The sequence below is a fragment of the Burkholderia sp. BCC1985 genome (genome assembly GCF_905339915.1).
In the GTDB taxonomy this organism is placed as follows: Bacteria; Pseudomonadota; Gammaproteobacteria; order Burkholderiales; family Burkholderiaceae; genus Burkholderia.
Genome location: NZ_CAJPGY010000018.1, coordinates 96092 through 116552, shown reverse-complemented (window position 1 = coordinate 116552; position 20461 = coordinate 96092). Strand labels below are relative to the sequence as shown.

Genomic DNA, 20461 nt, shown 5'->3' with positions numbered 1-20461 from the left:
CCGCACCGCGCGCGTCAGTCCGACGACCCCGTGCCGCGCGGCCGCTCGATGCCGTACGCTTCCATCCAGCGATAGAGCGTTGCACGCGACACGCCGAGCTCGCGTGCGGATGCGGCGACGCGTCCGCGCGTGCGCAGCAGCGCGGTTTCGATCGCTTCGCGCTCGATCGACTTGCGGATGTCGGCCACCGACGGCGACGCCGCGTCGAGACAGTATTCGAGCTCGAGGTCCTGCGCGGTGATCAGGCGCCCTTCCGTCATCACGACCGCGCGCCGCACGCGGTTGATCAGTTCGCGCACGTTGCCCGGCCAGTCATGCTTGTAGAGCGCCGTGATCGCATCCGTCGAAAAGCCGCGCACGCGATGGCGCGCGTCGCCGCGAAAGCGTTCGAGCATGTGATGCGCGAGCAGCTCGATGTCCTTGCCGCGCGCGCGCAGCGGCGGCTGGTCGATGCGCATCACGCAAAGACGGTGGAACAGGTCCGCGCGGAAACGCCCTTCTTCCATCGCTTCGCGCAGGTCGACGTGCGTCGCGGAGACGATCCGCACGTCGACCGGCACCGGGTCGCTGCCGCCGAGGCGATGAATCGCGCGCTCCTGCAGGAAGCGCAGCAGGCTCGCCTGGCTCTCGTGCGGCAGGTCGCCGATTTCGTCGAGCAGCAGCGTGCCGCCGTTTGCGGCCTCGACGTAGCCGATCTTGCGCGCGTTCGCGCCGGTAAACGCGCCGCGCTCATAGCCGAACAGTTCCGATTGCAGCAGGTGGGGCGGGATCGCTCCGCAGTTGACCGCGACGAACGGGCCGTTGCGCCGTTCCGAATGACGATGGATCGCGACGGCCGTCAGTTCCTTGCCGGTTCCCGTCTCGCCGAACACGAACACGGGCGCGTCGGTGCGCGCGAAGCGCCGCACCGTATCGAACAGCCTCAGCATCGCGCTGCAGGTGCCGACGATGCCGTTCTCCTGCGATTCGAGGCGTTCCCGATCGCGCGCGAACAGGCATTCCATTCCGTACGCATGGCCGACCGTATCGGCAATGCGTTGGTGCGACGCGGGCAACGTGATGTAGTCGAAGCAATAGTCGCGCAACAGCGCGCGCACGTTCGGCGAGGCGGTCTGGCCGGTCTCGACGAGTGCGACCCACACGACGTCGCGCATCGACGCGCAGGTCGACGCGATGCTGCCGATCGCGTCGGCGTGACCGCCGCTCAGGTCGAGGATGCCGCAGGTGATTTCGCCGGAGGTATCGCGCAATTCGCTCGCGTGCGCGACGACCGTCACTTTCCAGTCGCGTCGCGCGAGTTCCTTGCGCAGCATGACGGACGGCGTCTGGGTCCAGTAAATCAGAGGACGCTGCCCGGTAATCCTCTCCCCGCCGGCGCTCTTATCGCGCGTTATTGGCATATTCATAGCGAACCATCACTTTCTCCACTCCGCGAACCGTTCGCGTGCGCTGCGGCCGGCGGCGCATGGCCACATGTCCGCGCCGCGTTTCCGCAGCTTTGGCGAAGATCGAAACTGCACACGGCGAGAGCCCCCGGAGGTCGAGCCGAATGTCATCCGGCCTCGTTGTCATCGAACTCGAAGGGAACGCGCGGCCGCGGGAGCCGCGGCGTTCCGGCTTTCATACGACGCGCCGTCAGGCGGAGCGCGTCGGCAAACGGGATTTCCGTCCGCATTTGCGTCGCGTCGTACACGACAGCCGCGCCCGATGCTGAACCGGATGGCCGCCACCCCGCTTTCGGAATGGTGGCCTCATTTCATCCGTTCCTGAATCTACACCCCGTATCGAGATGGCCTTGTTACCAAAAGATAAAATCGATTCAGCCGATTACGCTGCCGCCCCGGCGCGCGCGGCGCGCGTTTAGCGCCTCAGATTTGATTATCCACGACCATTCCCGTCAATCAGTGCCAAATACCACTTTTCTGCAAGATCGGCGCCTTCCATTGCCCGCGATTCTCGCTTGAATCGCGCAAATAATCCGGGAAGCGTTTTGCATCCGTGGATAATCGCGCGCCCCTGCGACACCGCCATCACGCATCGAACGCGGGCGAACCGCGCGTGTTCGTTACAACATCGTAACGAAGCAGCCGGTCGTGCCGTCCGTCTCCTGACGCGATGCAGCATGGCGTCCATGCGTGTCGCGCCGCCAACGATCGCTGCCGGCAGGCCGGCGCGACGGGCACTGTGCTGGTGCAGGGCCGCATGCAGCGCGAAAGCATCGGGCAGTGCACCGTCGCAAGTATGCGCGTGTTGGCCGGCGCGTCGAAACGATCGCGTCCGGATGAAGGATGCGCGCATCGCGAGGACATCGACGATGCGGCAGATGCTGACCTGCGAGCAACCGGTCGCGATGCGCGGCCGACCCGCCGTGAACGATCGCAATCTCAAGTACAGCCCCCGATTCTTCAATCGCGTTCGATGCAGACTGCCCGCTGCGCGGTTCGCAGCGGACAGTCGCGACGAATCAATTATGGGAAAGCTGGCATGCGGCCACTGTGTGATACCGCACAGTGCCCCGCTCACGTCACGGCCCGTTTCGCGCTGCCGGTATCGGCCGCACGAAACGGGCATAACGAGAGTGTGAGTATGCTTTCGAACAGACCGGCGCGCCCCGCATCCGCATCATGGACATCGGCGAGCCGCACCGGACGAACGCGTTCATGCGGCTCGGCGTGCTGAAGGCTTCACACGAGGACCGCATCATGGAATGGCATTGTTGTGAATTCGAACATCTGAGCGCCGTCGATCTCTATGCAATCCTGCGCTCGCGCAACGCAGTGCTGGTGGTCGAGGATGCGCATACGCATCTCGACATCGACGGCAAGGATGCGCATGCGCTGCACGTGTTCGCGTGCATGCACAAGGGTGACACGACGGAAGTCGTCGCCTACGCGCGCGTGCTGCCCGGCGACGACGCCGATCCGGACGTCGTGATCGACAAGGTGCTGACGAGCGAGGCATGTCGCGACGACCGCACCCTCGAGCAACTCATGCAGCGCGCGCTCACGGCCGCGCAGGCCGCATGGCCCGACGTGGCGGTTCGCACGCACGTTCCCGCACAACGCCAGGACTTCTATAAGCGTTTCGGATTCCGAAAGGCATACGGTCCCTATCTCGAACAGGGCGCGCCGTTCGTCGGTCTCGTCCGGCCCGCCGACCGCGCCGCCGGCGCGCTGCGTCAGCTGCTGTCCCGGACCGTCTCGCCGCCGCGATCGCGCAACGAGGACACGCGCGTCGACGGCCGCGCACACAACCGGCTGCCTGCCGATACCGGAGCCAATCGATGAACGCCAACCTTCGCCCGGTTCCCGATCCCGAGCTGCCCTGCGTCCTGCCCGTCATACTCGCCGGTGGTTCCGGCACGCGCCTCTGGCCGCTGTCGCGCGAGCAGTATCCGAAACAGCTGATCGAGCTGACCTCGAACGAATCGCCGCTGTCGGCGACCGCGCGCCGCCTGAACGGCATCGCGAACGCGGCGCTCGGCGACACACTGCTGCTGGTGTGCGGCGAACAGCATCGCATCATGAGCGCCGCGCAGGTGCTCGGGCGCGCGGCCCCCGCCCGCATCCTGCTCGAACCGGCCGCGCGCAATACGGCGCCCGCGCTGACGCTCGCGGCGCTCGACGCCAGCGTGCTCGCGGACGATCCCATCCTCGCGGTCATGCCGGCCGATCACGTGATCGGCGACGTCGCCGCATTCCAGGAAGCGGTCGGGCGCGCGGCGCGCTACGCACAGGAAGGCGCGATCGTCACGCTCGGCGTGCTGCCGCGCCGCGCGGAAACCGGCTACGGCTACATCCAGGTCGGCGAACCGCGCGCCGGCCGCCTCGGCGGACAAGGCGGCTATGCGATCGGGCGCTTCGTCGAGAAGCCGAACGCGGCGCTCGCCGAGCGCTACCTGCATTCGGGCGATTACTGGTGGAACAGCGGGATTTTCGTCACGCGCGCATCGACCTGGCTGAAGGCGATCCGCGCGCTCGCACCCGACATCCATGCGGCCTGCGACGCGGCATGGCGCGCGGGCACCGCCGAGCATCCGTTCTTCCGGATCGACGCGGCGGCCTTCGACGCGTGCCCGTCCGACTCGATCGACTACGCGGTCATGGAGCGCCTCGCGGAGCACCCCGAACTCGGCATCGAAGGGATCGTGGTACCGCTGTCCGCAGGCTGGTCGGACGTCGGCACCTGGGATGCGATCTGGGAAATCATGCCGAAGGACGATCAGGGCAACGTCGCGCGCGGCCCGATCGTGTTCGAGGACACGCAGGACAGTCTCGTGCGCTCGGAGGGCCGGCTGATCGCGTGCGTCGGGATGAAGGACGTCGTCGTGATCGAGACACCCGATGCGGTGCTGGTCGCGAACAAGCACGACGTGCAGCGCGTGAAGAACATCGTCGCGCGCCTGAAGACCGAGCAGCGCCCGCAGGCGAGCGAACACCGCAAGGTGCAGCGGCCGTGGGGCCACTACGATTCGATCGATCTCGGCGAGCGGTTCCAGGTGAAGCGGATCGTCGTCGAGCCCGGCAAGCGGCTGTCGCTGCAGATGCACTATCACCGCGCCGAGCACTGGATCGTCGTGCGCGGCACCGCGAAGGTCACGCGCGGCAACGAGACCTTCCTGCTCAGTGAAAACGAATCGACCTATATCGCTGTCGGCGAGGTCCACCGCCTCGAGAATCCCGGCCGGATTCCGCTCGAGATCATCGAGGTGCAGTCGGGTGATTATCTCGGCGAAGACGATATCGTGCGGTTTGATGATCAGTATGGGCGGTCGACAGTCGAGGCCTCCCCTGCGGAACCGAACGCGCCGATGCCGGTGCATCGTTTGTGATCGACACGGAACGGTGTCCGATAAACCTGCATCGTTTGCCCAAACGGCCGTTGAAGATGCCGTCGTGAGCGCCGTCGACCCGGCGTTGCGGCTGTCCCGGAGCCTTATCGAACGACAATCGGGGCCGACACGATATTCTGGATGAACGGCTTGCCGACTGCCTTGATGAAATAAGTGGCCGCCTGGGTATCCGGAAGCGCAACACTCGTTGCATCGACCGGATAACGGCCGATCAACCCGAACGCCCCCGCACCCAGCTGCTTGTATAACTCGAGGTGGTCGACGGTTTCCGGATGCCTGATCCTTACAGTCAGGCTTCCTGCCGCTGGCTGGGCATCCACAGTGGTGCAACTGGCAATGCCGGTTTCCAGCGCGGTGCCCTCTTCGTAGTCGTTCCAGGTAACCAGTTGAAGGAACGGGAGCTGTTGCTGCGCACTGTAGCGGTCGTTGATACTTTTGAACGTGTCGAGCCAGGTCTGGCCGCACGATTGCGCAAGATAGCCTGGCGCAGCGGCGCCCCACGGCGCCTTCGAATTGTCGAATCCGCTCCAGACACCGCCGACCATGATCATCGTCGGCCGTTTCTCCCTGGCGAAATCGTAGAAGCGTTCACGATAGCTTTGGTCACGCTTGTTTCCCACGAGTTGCAGCATCCTGGATGACGGCTGAACCCATACGAATGCACCCTTGCTATAAGGAAGATCGAATCCTTGCGGGTGCGTATGAATCCAGTGGATGTCGGGGTAAGCGGCATGAATTCGGGCCCAATCCGCCTTTCCGACGACGTCGATTCCGAACTCGGACACGATAGGATGACCGTCGTAACGCAAATACTGGTTCGACGTAAAGTATTCCCGCGAGATGTACTCGAGGTTGTACAGAATGGTTTCGGTCAGATCGCATCCACTGCACGCATTGAACTTGAAGGTGCCGCTGTCGATCATGATCGAAAACGTCATCCCGGGAAAACTCGCCAGCGCGGGCATGGATGCCTGCCAGGCCTTGTCCACGAAATGCCCCTTGCCGTACCAGTCGACAATCACGCCGTCGACACCCCGCGACTGCATATCGGCAAACGTTCGCAGGGCCTGCTGCGGATCGTCGGATCGATAGCCGACGTTCACGCCACGCGCGTCAGGCCCCCACCACGGCAAGTAGTGGGCCAGTACTTTGGTCGTGCTGCCCGGGTACAGGAGCGTATGGACGTTGACCTTCGACACGGAAGCCGTGCCGGCGAGCAGTCCGTTGGATGTGCTCTTGAAATCGCGGCTGCCGGAGGTATTCGCGGGCGCAATCGTCATCACGCGCTCGTCACAGTAGCCGCGACTGACCAACAGGGTCAGCGCGCCGAGCACGACAACCAGGATTCGTCGAAGTGCCGGCATACGCTCCTCATTCCGGTGGAAAATTGATGGAAAACGAATCATCACCTTGTCATTCTGGCGGGCACGGGCATTTTCATGCACGTTCCCGCCGATAGAACAATCCCGCACACGCGTCAAGTCGGTACTCGTGACTGCCGACAGCCTGCCGGGGATTCGATCCCGGCCATCTTGCCGACAGCCGCCTGTCGCGCATCGAGCCCCTTGGTAAACTCCGCGCACAAAGCCACGACCTGGTCGACAGCATGCGAACCGAAAAGGCTGTGATCGACCTCATCGAGGACGACCGTACGCGCCGATGAAAATCGCTTCAGTCGCTTTCCGCACCGACCGAAATGCATCGTCATCAAATCCAGGCTGCTGTCATAGGCACCGCATACGAACAACGTACTCACCCCGTTTCGCTGCAAAGTGCGCAGGATGCCCCGCGGATCGGCCTGCATCGCCTCGACACCGGAAGCGCCGCACATCCAGCGCCACCAGGCGGCGCTCCGGGTACCCAGCGGCGTCGCCGCGCGCTTCAGAACAAGACGGACGAAAGGCAATATCCTTCGCTCGCCGCGCAGCACCTGCTTCCATTTGGACCGGTCGAAAAACGACGAACGATAACCCGCCATCGAATTGGCCTGATATCGGCTCAACCTTTCTATCGAAACACCGTCGGGCATATGGAAACTCTGCAGATTGACCGATACGACGCCCGACAGCGCCCGCCCATACAAGGCGGCACGCAATGCACTGTACGCCCCCGAGCAGATCCCGAACGACACGACGTTTCGATACCCCCTCTCCTTTAACCAGCCGGCGGCGGTCGCGGTGTCCTCAACGACGGCAGTCGAATAAACCGGCTGAAGCGCCGTTTCCGCCGCCGCGGCGCCAGGCACGACACTGTCGCCGATGCCCCGCCCGTCGAACCTCAGCGAGGCAATGCCGCGACGCGCCATTTCCCGTGCTATGCGCACCGAAAGCCGGCTATCGCCGACATGCGCGCTGGCGGACGTATTCGTGATCAAAAGAACCGAACTGAGATCGCTCATTGCCCGCGGCGTGCACAGGATGCCAAACAAGCCTGCGGCGCCGAACCTCACCGGCTGCTCGCACGCGTCGGCCGTCCGCAGCATCAGATCCGAATCCCAACCCGCGTTCGGTACGCCGCGCGAAGGCTCGCGCCTGATCTCCCCGGCCGTGATCCAGTCGGCCACGGTAGATAAAACCCGCCTGGGAACCTTCGAGAAAACCGACTCCTGCATGAAGGCCGCGTAACCGTCAAAAGGCCGGATCTCGACTTCGCCGCCCAGCGCCTCGAATCCCTGGCGCAACGGCTCGCTATTGGCCGGGTTGGCGTCGAAGATCAATGTACGTGCCTTCTTGGCAAATGCGCCGTTCTTCAATACATCGACGGCGTCGAATGCCTTCAACCGCGCACTGAACGCAGGGCTGTAGACCTGTCCCAACACATTGAACAAGGCGTCGTGTGGCTGAGCCGCGCGCAAAGGAGCCGGCAACTTGTCGAGCCAGATGTTGCGCATGATCGACAGTTCCCGCAAGTAGCCGCGCCCGCTCACCACGGGAGCAAGCAACACGAGTTCGTCAACGTGGACTTGAGCGGCCGCGAGCAGCATGAATGCCGTCCCGAGTCGCAGGCCGCATAGCGTGACATGGGTGACACCCGTTTCTGCCTTGAGCCGTTCGATCGCCGCGCACACGTCAGCCACGGCCGTCTCGAACTGATCACTCGCTCCGTCGTCCCCTGCCGAATCCCCTGTTCCGCGGTAATCGAAACGCAGCACCGGAATACCGCGGGCTGACAGATCATCCGCCAGGCTGCGCATGCCGGCATGGCTCCAAACGGATTCGTGGCCAAATGCGCTGCACAGAACGACCCCTCGCGCTCCGTCCCCCGAATGCAGCCAGCCAAAACGCCCACCAAATACGATCGGTCTCATTCTCTCTTGGATATCGATAAAAAAGATATTGCATCCTTCGGCCGAACGGCAAAGTCGAACGGCCGCCTGATGACAAATCGCCTACGGATGAAAATCCGCCCCCTTTCCTGCATTCAGGTTTGACCGGAATCGGCCGAAAGTCGAAACTTCACAGCCGTCCTGGTCACGACCTCAACACCCTCCGTTTTCAAGTTGGCACCTTGCTTGCGTCGGGTATAGCAGTCCTGCGCATCACGACATATCGTGTGGTGCAATCAACTCGCGCCAGCGCCGCTCGAACAGCGGCATGCTGAAATGATGCTCGCAGTAGTCGGCGAATCGCGTCGCCGCCTCCACGACATGAACCAGATCCGCGGCGGGCTCAGCCACGAATCGCTCCAGCCGCGACTCGTTCATTGCCAGCGCGTCATCATGGAACCCGAGTCCCTCGTAAGCCGCCGTGTTTCCCACCGGAACGCAGCCATATGAGATTGCCTCCAGGACTTTCGACTTGATGCCGCCGCGGAGAAAGGCCGGACACAACGCAATGGAACATCCGGTATAGACGTCCGCCTGGGTTTCCGCGAATCCCGCGAATACGACGTTGGGCACAGGATCGTACTGCCCGACCATGCGTCCGAAAACCACCAGCGGGACAGACGGGGCAAGCCGTGCCCAGAGTTTCACGAGATATTCGATGGCGAGTCGATTCTGCAATTGTCTATCCGAGCCGATAAAAACGAATCGATGCGGGACCGACGGATGACGCACCGGAGTCTGCGAACTCATCGGCGGAGCGATGACATGCGTCTTCGCCGCCTCGCCGTCTTCAAGCGAAGCCCTCAATACACCGGCGTCTTCCGTGGAAACAAGCGTGACGGCATTCGATGCCCTGATTGCCTCTCGTTCCTGCCGCCTCAGCGCAAACTCCTCATACTGGAGAAATGCATTTCGAAAAATCCCGGCATTGGCAAGCCTGACGAACGGGCCCGGAATCGACTTCGCCAAGTACCCTGCCGACAATGGAAAGTCCTGCTCTCGCAGAATGCCTGCCCGGCGCGACATGAGATCGTCGAAATCCATGACGATTCGACATTCAGGCAGCTTGCGTCGAACCAGAACCGCATAGTCGATCAGGCGAATGCCGTCGAAATAGATCACGTCCGGCCTGAATTCCGCGATAGAGCTCAGCAACGCCGCCCTCTTTCCCGGCTGGGAAAATATCGCCACCTGCAGCGCGCACGGCACGCCACGCAACAAGTCCCATCCAAGGCGAACGCCCACGCCGAACTTCGCAAGCAGATCGCCATCCTCGAAGACCGAACGGATCTTGAATTCGGCGATTTCCATCTCCCCGCCGATCGCGTTCCGGATGAAACCAAGCGTACGTTCCCGCCCATTGGACGCTTCCCGCGGAATGTCCCGCGTCATCACCATCAATACGCGCGTTTTCACACCACCTCCCCGACGGCCTGGCTCATGCATCCGGTTTCCGATACGTGCAGGCCGCAGGTCCCGCTCTCTCGACGGCATCCGCGGCGGCCGGGATCGACGCCACCGGCAGCCAACGTCCGAACACAAATGAACTTATGCATCCCGGGACGCCCCCTTGCGTCGTAACATGCTGTCGTGTCTGTTGCGTTTGGCGATCGTCGACAGCAATACCTGCTCGAATTGCCGAACCTGCCGCGTTTGCGTGAAATTCTTCCGCCGGGCATGGCATCGGCGCGCAACGTCCAGATATAACGCTTCGTCGCTCGCGAGTCGCACGATCAGGGCGCCAAGCGCGTTGCAGTCGCCGCGCGGGACGATCAGTTCGGGCAGCGCGGCGAACACTTCCGCCAGGCCTCCGGACGCAAAGGAAATCGACGGCTTGAAGAACGCCCACGGTTCTATCGCGACCACGCCGAAAGGTTCGTCCCACATCGACGTCACCACAACGAGATCGACATCCCGGTAAAAACGAGCGGCGCCAGTAAAACCGTGGTGCACGACGGTCAGGCCGGGATGCTCACGCATCAGTTCCGGCAACATCCCGTCGTGATCCCTGCCGGCAATATGGATTTCAATGGCCGGCACCACCTTCGCCGCCGCGTAGACACTCGTGAAAAACTCGCGGATGCCTTTTGTTTCGTCCACTCTCCCGATGAACCCCACTCGAAAAGGCGTATGCGCTTTCGTCGGTTCCTCGCCTTCCGTGCCGATCGACGGGATCGAATTGTGGATAACCGACTGCTCGGCGGCAGGAAAGAAATCCTGTTCGCGATGGCGCGCCATCACGAATCCGCTCACGGCGACGGCATGGTCTACCAGCCGCGACAACCGGGCCTTCGGGGCCGAAATCCGGCGACATCCATTGCATGCTCCATTGCATGCGCTTCCGTTCCTGAATCGGGTCGAGGCGGGACAGATGAGCCAGTAGTCGTGCATCACATGAACCACCGGTATGCGTAGCATTCGGGCCGCGAGCCATACGGCAGGCCCGATGCCCTTGATATTGTTGGTACACAGCACGTCGACGCCGAGCGACTTCAACTGACGCCAGGCCGCAAAAAACATGAATGGATTAAGCGTGTCCATCACGCCGAACAAGGCCTTCTTCACCCAGCTCCGCTTCGCGGGCGCAAACTGGTTGTACAAGTTCAGATTCGGCATGATGCGCACATCCAGATCGTCGACGATCGTCCGCGTTCCGAAGCGCGTATCCGACAACGTCAGGATGGACACCTGATGCCCTCGACCGCGCAATGCCACGGCGAGGTCGTGAACGACGACTTCCGCACCGCCCACCACGTTCGGTGGAAAACGATTCGCACAGAGGCAGATCTTCACGACTGCTCCTTGCTATAGATCAGGTATCCAAGCAAGCCACACCAAAACACGACAAGCGATACGGCAATGCCTGTCGAAGGCGCATACATGATGAGCGACCGGGGCACGACGAACGGCGCCGCGCCAATGGCCGCGACGATCAGTATCTGCTTGACCATGACGAGCCGATAACGGCGTGCCGCCAGGAGCCACGTACTCAGGCCCGCATCCACGAAGGTGGCAATCGAACATCCGGTTGCATAGATCATGATCGGCACGCCGGATACGAAAGCAGGCCCGTATATCATCAGAAAAACCTTGCGACCAATGAAGAAGCTGCAGATCCAGGCAACGCCGCCCACCATCCCCAGATACGCGCCGAGTTTCACCGCCTGCGCGCGCACATCCGACTCGCTGCGCGCCGAAAAAACCATGCTCGGCGCCAATGCCAACGCCAGTGTCATCCCCACCGAATTCCACTGCTCCACCAGCGATGCAGCCGCCGCATATATACCAAGATCCGCCTTGGACACCAGCACGCCGAGCAATAGGCGATCCATCCTCAACACCAGGACGCTGGCGGCAATGGCGGGCCATATCTTCAGCCCTCGAATGACCAGCGTCTTCGTCACGACCGCGCTGCCGCGAAACGACTTCGGAGACTGCAGGGCAAGTGAGCGATAGCGGGTGAACGGCGCGACGGCCGCGACACACGCCTCCAGCGGCCACGCCAAGGCCGCGACGATCGCGCCCATCGAAGCATGCGCGGCCACGTACAGCCAGAGCACCCGAACACAGCTGGCATAGGCCCTCGCTCGCGTGATTACCCACGGCTTGGATTCGGCGTAAGCCATCAGGGAACCCAGTGCGATCGGTTCGACGATCAGCGCGAATGCCGCGATCAAGGTCAACTCGGACACGCTCGACTGGCGCATGACGATCGACACAATGCCGATGAAAATCAGCATCACGGCCAGCGTCAACGCGAGCCGCAAGCGAAAGGCGCGGTAGACGACCATGTGCCGCAATCTCGGGTGTTTGCCAAGGATCGGCTGGATCACCTGCGCACCGAAGATCAGCGCGACGCTGCCGATCACGTAAGCAAGCGACAACGCGAACTGCAATTCGCCGAACAGCCGCGCGCCGTAGAGGTTCGCAAACAGATGATTGCTCGCGACGGCCGCGAGCGCGCCGATCAGCTTTTCGCAAACCACGCCGGCGAACGACGAAAACAGGAGCCTGACGAAAGCGTTCAAGATACCCCCGCCGACTTCGATGCAGGACGCGAGTGCCTCGCGTCGATGAAATACCACCAGATCACCGCGATCATCAGGTAGAGAAGCGTCCGCGCACCGAACATCGTCCAATATTCGCCTTGCTGCGTGGCGTATGTCGCGTACGCGAAGATCTTCGCGCTCAGCCAGAGCACCACGACGCCGCCGCGCATCGCGACCTGGATCAGTATCGCGCTCAGCGCCCCGTAAACGGCGCCCGTTACCGCAACGAAAAGCATGCCGCCCGCATAGCCGAACCAGTAGACCGGCACCGCCATATTTCCCATCGTGAACGTGACATCGTCAAACACGTAGGCCTTCAGAATCTCGGGCGTTCCGTATGACAGCATCAGGTCGCGCAAACCGCTCACCGGCGCATCGCTGAAGAAATTCGGTTCCGTCAGGGAACCCAGGGATCGCACGAAGCGCTCGAACGCGGCGAGCCCCCCCAGCACCGGCGCACTGAACGTATGTGCGTCGCTGTCCACCACGTACCAGACCTGCCCCTGTTCGAGGAAACGGGAAACGACCGTTTCGGATACGTCCAGCCCCTGTCCCTTGTATGCATAGAAAACGGAAACCGTGCCCATCGTGAGTGCGATTCCCGCTCCGATTCCCAGATAGCGAAGCACGGGCTTGCCGTTCATCGCATGAATCGCGATGAACGGAATCAGCATGGTCAGACAGACATGCAATACCGACATGAACTGCTCGCCGTGCAACACCTCGAGACCCAGGTCCGCCACGATCATGGAAACGGACACCCACCGTACGGTCCGGTTCGAACTCGTGCAAAAAGTGCCCAGCAGCACGGCGACGAACGTCTGGTTGTTCAGGAAGAGGTTGAACAGCGCGCCGTTCGACGCGTCATTGCGCAATGCATAACGATTCACACCGTTCAAAAGCGCGAAACCGCCGCTCAATCCGGCCAGTACTCCGATGCCGAGGATCGCCGCAGCCAGCCCCAGGCCGATTGCAATACTGGAGGGGCGAAGCGTCATGTGTGCGGTGATCGGTGCGCGCGCAGCGCGCTCGTTCACGATGCGCCCGAACGCTAAAAGTGCGCAGGCAACGAAAACTAGATAGAACAAAAATAATCGGCTGAAAGCACCGTTTGCCACGCCAAATATGTCCGTTTCACGCAGGAACCCACCGGATTCGATCCCGACGCCGGCAACGAATGCGGTCAATCCGATCGAAAACGTGTAAAGCATCGCCACGGTGAATACCGGGCGCGCCCGGATCAACACGATCAGTCCGGCCACCGCCGCCAGCAGCGTGCAGATGGCACTCGGCTGCATCACGCCGAGCGCAGGCAGCATCGCATTGACAACCAATACGAGTATGAAGAGCGTCCACCCGGCAAGGCCGACTGTCGCGTCAACCCCTGTGCCGACTCGTATCGTTTGCATCGTGGTGTTCTTCACCCTTCGGCCCGGCAGGCGTCCGGCCGCGCATGCACCACTCTATCCAGCGCCCGATGCAGTATCGAGCCGACTGCCGACGACGAAAAACGCCGTGCATTCATCCGGCCGTCACGCACCAATCCCGTCCGCAGTGAAGCATCGCAGGCGACCCGCTCGATTTGACTCGCCCACTCGACGGCATTCGTCGCATCCGCGACAGCAATGAACGAGTCTCCCATCGTGTAGCGATACACCGGCAGATCCGACGCGATGACCGGCACGCCGACGATCTGCGCCTCGATCACCGTGCGACCGAAGCCTTCGTGCAGCGTCGGCGATACATACAGGTCCGCAGCCTGATAGAAATAGCCGAGTTCGTCGTCGTCAACATTCTCGACGAAATGCGCGATGATTCCCGCCTTCCGGGCGATGTCCTCGCACTCCTTACGGTTATCCTGATTCTGAGCACGCCCCACTCGAAGCACGATCACGTCCTTGCGTCCGAGTGACGCCAGAGCCCGAAAGAGCGTCACGTTATTCTTCCGTGTTTCGTCCGAACCGACGTTCAGCAGCACCATTTCCTCACCGGTTCGGATACCGAATCGTGTCAGAAGCAGCGTTCGCGCCTGCTCGCGAATTCGGGCATCGATCGGTGCATAGCGATCATCGAACGCGTTGGGTACGACCTGAATCCGTTCCGCTCGAACGTGAATGTCCGTGACCGCTTCCTGCGCCGTGACATCCGACGGCGTAATCACCACGTCCGCACGGGAAATCAACGATTGGATCAGCCGGACGTACGCGCTCTTCAACTTCTCGACGAGGCCGCGCACTTGTCCCTGGTGTTGCACGTGGTGCAACACGACACCGACACGCCCGCCGGCCAACCGGATCAGCGGAATCATGAACGCCAGATCCTCCTGGTAGAGCACGACGAAACTGCCTGATCGCGCAGCGGCAACCGCTCTCAGCGGATAGATGACGAACTGTGTCCAGTAACGCCGGAGCGAACGCGGCTCGGCCGGGATATCGATCGCTTCGACGTCGAAACCGACACCGCCGGGAATCAGGTCGATGCACATGAGGCTATAGCGCATGACGCCATTCCAGCTCGCCGGCCGCGGCCCGAGAAACCATACAATCCGCACCGCTCGTGCCTCGCCGTGCGGTATGCCTTTTCTTACCATCGAATCACTCATGCGATGCGCTCCGCACCCGATAACCTCAAATCGCCCGTTCAAACCGCGGCCGCTCCCGATCGCATCCCACCGCCAGCATTGCGCGCCGCGCGGGTTCGACGTCGAAAGGCCGCGCCCAGCGTCACGCGTCACGCGTCACGCTGGTGGAGATGCTGGCCCGCACGGCGAACGACGCAACTCAGCGACGAAGGCTCGAAGCCGTTGAACACCAGGCCGTCCACGCGTGCGCCGACCTTGCCCAGGCCATCGACCGCCTCCTCCATGCTCGCAATGCGGACCGAGCCCTGCCGCGCCACCAGCAGCGTCATATCGGCAAACCTCGACCATGCAGCGACGTCCGCCACGGGAAGCGCGGCCGGCGCATCCACGATGATCATGTCGTACTTGTCTCGCAGCGAGGCGATCGCGCGGTCGAGATCCGCAGCCGCGAACCGTTTCACCGACGCACCGGTCTTGCCGGTGGACAGCGCATGAAGGTTGTCGGTCACGCAGGTGATCGCGCTCTCGGGTTGAAGCGAATTTTCCAACACGTCCACCAATCCCTTCGTCGCGGTCACGGGCAGGTAGCGACAAAGTGCCGGCGACCGCACGTTGGCATCCACGATCAGGGTCTTGAGGCCTTTCTGCGAGAACAGATAGGCAAGATTGGCGGAAATCATCGATTTCCCCTGGCCGGGCACCGCTGATGAAACCAGAACGAGTTTCGACTCGCGCCGGTCCGCGCGCAACTTGTATTGCAGCGCCAGGGTGAGGCTTTCGAGCGCATCGGCCAGCGGGACATCGGACTGATCCTTCGTCACGAGGGCGAACTTCTGTTTCGCACCGCTCGGAAGCGCGAACGGCGAATTCGGCAGTACACCCAATATCGGGATGCCGATCGCCGACTCCAGTCGATCCGGATTACGAACGCGCCCGGACAGCAAGGCAAGGCCCTGCGTCACCGAAAAACCTAGCATCAACCCGATCACGGCGCCCATCAGGACGACGAGCACGCGCTTTGGCCGAACCGACTTGTCGCTGACCACCGCCTCGTCGACAATCGACGCATTGCCGACCGTGCCGGCTTCCGCAATCTGAAGCTGCTGCGTATTGTTTAGCAATCCGACATATAACTGGTTGTTGACCTCGACATCGCGTGCCAGCCGCAAATACGTCTGCTGCTGAGACGGCAGGCGCGCGGCCTTGTCTTTCAGCACCGTTGCCTGCTGATCCAGTTCCTTGATCTTGTTGGCTACGGCGACGACCTGCGGTTGGCCTGGCACATATTTCGACAACAGGTCATGATATTCGAGCTTCGCCTCGAGCCGCGACTTGTCGACGAACGCCAGTTGATCCACGAGCAGTTTGATGTCGCCCTGCGCATCGATCGAACCCTGCTGGTTGCGAAATGCGTTCAGCGCCTGCTCGGCCTGTTGCAGCCTCGCCTTGACGATCGGCAGTTGGGTGTTGAGGAACGAAAGACTGCGCTCGGCATCGCCGGCTCGGCGTCTCGCGTTGAAGTTCAGGTAGCTCTCCGCGATCGCATTGAGCATGCGGGCGGCAAATACCGGATCGGCATCCTCGAAATTCAGTAGCATGATGCCGGACTGGCGTTTCGTTTCGGTCACGCTCAGTTTCTTCAGGATCGCATCGAGGCAGGCATCCTTGGCAATGCTCCGCACGCGAAATTGCGCGCCCGGCCTCGCGACAATCCGCGACACATCGACCCGATAGCCATTCGCCGAGCTCGGTTCACCGATCACGCCGCTCAACACCTGCCGACCGCTGCCGTCCTTCAACCGAAACCGGTTGCCATCGAGATAATCGAACTCGAGCGCCTTTCCAGTCTGCGCGTAGGGAACGTCGAACGCATTGAATTCGAGGCGCTCGCCGCCCCAGGCCCATGACGTCAAGCCGAACGGCGCGGCGACGAGACCATCCGCGTCTTTCGACATGAACGAACCGAGCAGGCTGCCGATCAGCGGGAAGTGGTGCTCTGCCGAAACATTGGCTTGCGCGGCCGTCGTGTCGATGGCTTCGGTGACGACCGAACGCGAGCGAACGATGTCGATTTCACCCGTCACCGCCGAATTCTGAATATCCAGCGCCTTGGAAATCGCCGAAAGCGAGCCCAGCGCGCTGGCCTTGTTTTCCTCGACCTGGATCAACGTGTCCGCAGAGTACACCGGCGCAGCCGCGATTGCATATACGAGCGCCGTCAGCAAGCACACAGCGAAAACGGCCAGAAAAATGCGCCAGTTTTCGAAGACGTTCTCCAGCATGTCGACCGGCGACAATCCGAGTGCTCCAGGAGCAGCCTGTTGCTCCCTATTGCGGTGCACGCTTGATGAAGGTCTTTCCATCTTCATGCCAAACTCCAGAATTGACGAACCGACGGAATTCGTCACTTTACGTGCGTTGTTGTTCACGTTCATGTCATTGAAAATCCGGCTGGAATCCCTTCAGGCCCGACCAAGATTCCGTCTCGCCGGAAAAATGAAAACTCGTCATGCATACTCCTGCCTGACCCGGCACGACGTGCAGCAATCCGCACTCCGACGCTCGCTCGCCTCGCACGCGTACCTCCGCGAAGAATGCATCGCACGCTACGCCTGCCCGGTACGGCCGCCGCTCACCTCCAACGCGGCTCCGACGTCGGACAGGCGAAAAATCGTCCCGGCTTCAGCTGCATGCGTCGCGTGATCCCCCCGATCGGCGGCGAACAGGAAGCGTCGCCCCACCCCCGCCCGCGCGGCGGCCTCGAGGTCCGAAGACTTGTCGCCGACCATGATCGATTCGGACATGTTCAGATCGAGTTCGCGCTGCGCTTCATACAGCATTCCCGGCTCCGGCTTTCGGCAAGCGCATGCTTGCTTGTAGGCGCCCACGCCGGCTACCGGATGATGCGGACAGAAATAGACTCGATCGATTCTCGCGCCACGCGCTTCGAACGCGTCGCGCATCCAGTCCATGAATACGATGAACTGCGCTTCGGAAAAATAGCCTCGTCCGATGCCAGCCTGATTCGTGACGACCACAACCTGATACCCGCTCGCATTTGCAATTCGGACCAGATCGAAGATCCCCGTGACGAAAACGCAGTCCTGCGTCCGGTGGACGTATCCGTAGTCAACATTGACCACTCCGTCACGATCGAGAAACAGCGCTTTACGCTTCACTGATTCCGGCCTCCAGCATCAGAGGAATGACCGTTTGCGCCCGGGTATAGTCGTCCGGAACACCGATATCGATGAATTCCGTGACCTCTGGAAACACGCGGATGTCGAGTTCGGCAACCCGTTCGCTCAGGAACGCCTGCTCGAAGGAAAACTTCTCGGGCAAGTCGAAACCGAGCAGCTTCCGCGCATTGACGACATATGTGCCTGCATTGATATAGCCGTGTCCGTGACGCTTCTCGACGAATGCCGACAGCCGCCGGGACTTTGCGTCGAAATGAAGCGTGCCGTAGCGCGATGCGTCCTGCATCGAGGTCGCCACCAGAACGAGATCCGGGCGCGTCTCGCGATAGAACGCCGTCAACTGCTGCAGATCCAGATTCGACAACGTATCCCCGTTCATCACAATCATGTCGGCCGCACCGTGGGCCCTGATCGCGTGGACGATCGCACCGCCGGTACCGAGCGGCTCGTCTTCCTCGATGACGGAAATCGCCATGCCGAAGCTGCGAGTCCGAAGCAGATCCTTGATCCTGGCACTTCCGTAACCCAGCGACAGCACTACTTCCGTCACACCCTGCTGCAAGAGACCTTTCAACATCCAGCACAGAAACGGCTCGCCATTGATCGGCGCGAGCGCCTTCGGCACCTCCTCGCCCAATACCGAACGCAGCCGCGTGCCGAGGCCGCCCGCCAGGATGAGGCACGGCAACGTCGTGCTCATGCGAAGATTTGCTCTTCGACGATGCCGCAGATGATATGACCGCACACCAGATGTCCTTCCTGAATCTTCGGCGTCGATGCGGACGGGATCTCGATGCAGATATCGGCACGCTGCCGCATCTCTGCGGCGCCCGGCCCGTTTCCAGTGAATCCGACCGAAAACATGCCTGCCGCCTTCGCGACTTCCAGCGCCCGAAGGATGTTGGGCGAACGCCCGGAGGTCGAATAAGCCCAGAAGATATCGCCCGAACGCCCCGTCGCCTGAATCTGGCGCTCGAATAGCTTCTCGTACCCGTAGTCGTTGCCGATGGCAGTCATCACCGAGCTGTCCACGGTCAATGCGAAAGCCGCGAGACCCGGACGATCGAAATTGAAGCGACTGACGAATTCACCAGCAATATGCTGGGCATCTGCGGCGCTGCCGCCGTTTCCCGCGAGCAGGACCTTGTTGCCCGCCCGAAACGCCGTCGCCACGCGCTCCGCGACACGCTCGATCCGCGCGATTTGCTCATGATCGGCCAGCAGTCCGCTCAGGACGGACAGCGTCTGCTCTATTTCGCTTTTCACACCGATCGTCATGCGTTCTTTCTCCACGATTGCGCACCAATGTCAGTAAACGTGCAGTTCAGGACTTCACCGTTGACCCCTTTGTATGCGCTTAGCGCCCGCATCACGGACGATCGTTCGACAGGATCCACAAAGAACATCATGAAACCACCGCCGCCGGCACCGGAAACCTTGCCCGCCTTGGCGCCCGCCCGCACCGCGGCCTTGTACAGGTCGTCGATCATCGGGTTCGAGATATTCTTCGCCATGCGCTTCTTCGATTCCCATGCATCCCGCATCGATGCGGCAAAGAGGTCAAAATCCGCCCGCAGTACCGCTTCCTTCATGCGTACGGCCTCTTCCTTTACCTCATGCAACGCGGCAACCGAATCGACGACGCCCTCCACGACATTGGCACTCTGTTCCTTGATGATGTTGGCCGACTCCCGCGATACGCCGGTGTAATACAGCACCAACGACGCCTCCATCTCGGCCTTGATTTCCTGCTTGATCCGCAGTGGGTTGACGATCACCCGGTCGCCGTAAAATTCCATGAAGTTCAATCCGCCGAATGTCGCCGCATACTGATCCTGCTTGCCGCCGGCAAGGCCGAGATCGGCTCGCTCAATGTCATGGGCGAGATGTGCGATGTCGTATTCGCCGAGCGGCAACGACAACAGTTCGCAGAAGGCTGTCACCAGCGCAACGACAATCGTCGACGACGATCCGAGTCCGGACCCCGGCGGCGCTTCGGAACACGTCGTGATCGTGACCGCCAACGGATGGCCGCCATTGAAATCCCTGACGATCCGGTTATAAACGCCAACATGCAACCCGAGACCGTGCTGGACCTCGAGCACCGGCGACACCGGGCCGATCCAGCGCGTATCCGTATCGGCCGCCACCAGTTCGATCTTCGCGTCATCTCGCGGTGCGATCGACGCGTAAGCGAATTTTTCGATCGTCACATTGAGCGCGAGACCACCGAAGCGGTCCGAATAAGGCGGCACGTCCGTTCCGCCGCCACCCAAACCCAATCGCAAAGGAGCCCTCGAACGGGCAATAAAGCGTGTCATGAAATCTCCCGCAGAGAATTAGTCGGCGCCAGCGCGGTAGTACGGCGGCTGGTCTGCGCCCGGTTCATGCCAGGCCGATTGCCCGAATCGTCGCGTCGAGCACCCGTACCAGACCGCAAACTCGCATGACCAC

Annotated in this window: 15 protein-coding genes; 2 read left to right on the top strand and 13 right to left on the bottom strand. The window is 61.7% G+C overall.

Annotation, left to right across the window (positions count from 1 at the left end; translation table 11 throughout):
- Nucleotides 1–14 precede the first annotated feature (14 nt).
- Nucleotides 15–1406 (bottom strand): sigma-54 dependent transcriptional regulator, encoded by a 1392-nt coding sequence (locus U4Z31_RS20200; protein WP_321811212.1) that lies wholly within the window; start codon nt 1404–1406, stop codon nt 15–17.
- A gap of 1296 nt (nt 1407–2702) precedes the next feature.
- On the opposite strand from U4Z31_RS20200, the gene U4Z31_RS20195 reads away from it, so the two are divergent.
- Together U4Z31_RS20195 and U4Z31_RS20190 are read left to right on the top strand one after the other, a co-directional pair.
- A complete protein-coding gene (locus tag U4Z31_RS20195) occupies nt 2703–3287 on the top strand; it encodes a drug:proton antiporter (protein WP_321795991.1) in 585 nt (194 codons plus the stop codon).
- Entirely contained in the window at nt 3284–4831 is a 1548-nt protein-coding gene (locus U4Z31_RS20190; RefSeq protein ID WP_321811211.1) for a mannose-1-phosphate guanylyltransferase/mannose-6-phosphate isomerase, read from the top strand. Before U4Z31_RS20195 ends, U4Z31_RS20190 begins: the two co-directional genes overlap by 4 nt.
- 104 nt (nt 4832–4935) lie before the next feature.
- On the opposite strand, the gene U4Z31_RS20185 is transcribed toward U4Z31_RS20190, so the two are convergent.
- The 12 genes from U4Z31_RS20185 to U4Z31_RS20130 all read right to left on the bottom strand — a co-directional run bounded on the left by U4Z31_RS20185 (nt 4936) and on the right by U4Z31_RS20130 (nt 20328).
- Nucleotides 4936–6297 (bottom strand): hypothetical protein, encoded by a 1362-nt coding sequence (locus U4Z31_RS20185; protein WP_321811210.1) that lies wholly within the window; start codon nt 6295–6297, stop codon nt 4936–4938.
- Nucleotides 6298–6329: 32 nt separating this feature from the next.
- Entirely contained in the window at nt 6330–8159 is a 1830-nt protein-coding gene (locus U4Z31_RS20180; protein WP_321811209.1) for an alpha/beta fold hydrolase, read from the bottom strand.
- A gap of 231 nt (nt 8160–8390) precedes the next feature.
- The gene (locus tag U4Z31_RS20175; RefSeq protein WP_321811208.1) at nt 8391–9593 is read right to left on the bottom strand and encodes a glycosyltransferase; all 1203 of its coding nucleotides are present in this window, start codon (nt 9591–9593) and stop codon (nt 8391–8393) included.
- A 132-nt stretch (nt 9594–9725) separates the two neighbouring features.
- Nucleotides 9726–10970, bottom strand: a complete 1245-nt coding sequence (locus tag U4Z31_RS20170) for a glycosyltransferase (protein ID WP_321811207.1) — start codon at nt 10968–10970, stop codon at nt 9726–9728.
- A complete protein-coding gene (locus tag U4Z31_RS20165) occupies nt 10967–12205 on the bottom strand; it encodes a hypothetical protein (RefSeq protein ID WP_321811206.1) in 1239 nt (412 codons plus the stop codon). The genes U4Z31_RS20170 and U4Z31_RS20165 overlap by 4 nt, the downstream gene beginning before the upstream one ends.
- On the bottom strand, nt 12202–13635 hold the full coding sequence (locus U4Z31_RS20160) for a DUF6418 domain-containing protein (RefSeq protein WP_321811205.1): 1434 nt from the start codon (nt 13633–13635) through the stop codon (nt 12202–12204). The genes U4Z31_RS20165 and U4Z31_RS20160 overlap by 4 nt, the downstream gene beginning before the upstream one ends.
- A gap of 11 nt (nt 13636–13646) precedes the next feature.
- A complete protein-coding gene (locus U4Z31_RS20155) occupies nt 13647–14828 on the bottom strand; it encodes a glycosyltransferase (RefSeq protein WP_321811204.1) in 1182 nt (393 codons plus the stop codon).
- A 128-nt stretch (nt 14829–14956) separates the two neighbouring features.
- On the bottom strand, nt 14957–17242 hold the full coding sequence (locus U4Z31_RS20150; protein ID WP_321811203.1) for a GNVR domain-containing protein: 2286 nt from the start codon (nt 17240–17242) through the stop codon (nt 14957–14959).
- A 171-nt stretch (nt 17243–17413) separates the two neighbouring features.
- On the bottom strand, nt 17414–17986 hold the full coding sequence (gene gmhB, locus U4Z31_RS20145; protein ID WP_321811202.1) for a D-glycero-beta-D-manno-heptose 1,7-bisphosphate 7-phosphatase: 573 nt from the start codon (nt 17984–17986) through the stop codon (nt 17414–17416).
- Nucleotides 17976–18707, bottom strand: coding sequence for a sugar phosphate nucleotidyltransferase (locus U4Z31_RS20140; RefSeq protein ID WP_321811201.1), 732 nt, complete (start codon nt 18705–18707; stop codon nt 17976–17978). The genes gmhB and U4Z31_RS20140 overlap by 11 nt, the downstream gene beginning before the upstream one ends.
- A complete protein-coding gene (locus U4Z31_RS20135; RefSeq protein ID WP_321811200.1) occupies nt 18704–19285 on the bottom strand; it encodes a D-sedoheptulose 7-phosphate isomerase in 582 nt (193 codons plus the stop codon). The genes U4Z31_RS20140 and U4Z31_RS20135 overlap by 4 nt, the downstream gene beginning before the upstream one ends.
- The gene (locus U4Z31_RS20130) at nt 19282–20328 is read right to left on the bottom strand and encodes a dehydrogenase (protein ID WP_321811199.1); all 1047 of its coding nucleotides are present in this window, start codon (nt 20326–20328) and stop codon (nt 19282–19284) included. Before U4Z31_RS20130 ends, U4Z31_RS20135 begins: the two co-directional genes overlap by 4 nt.
- Nucleotides 20329–20461 lie beyond the last annotated feature (133 nt).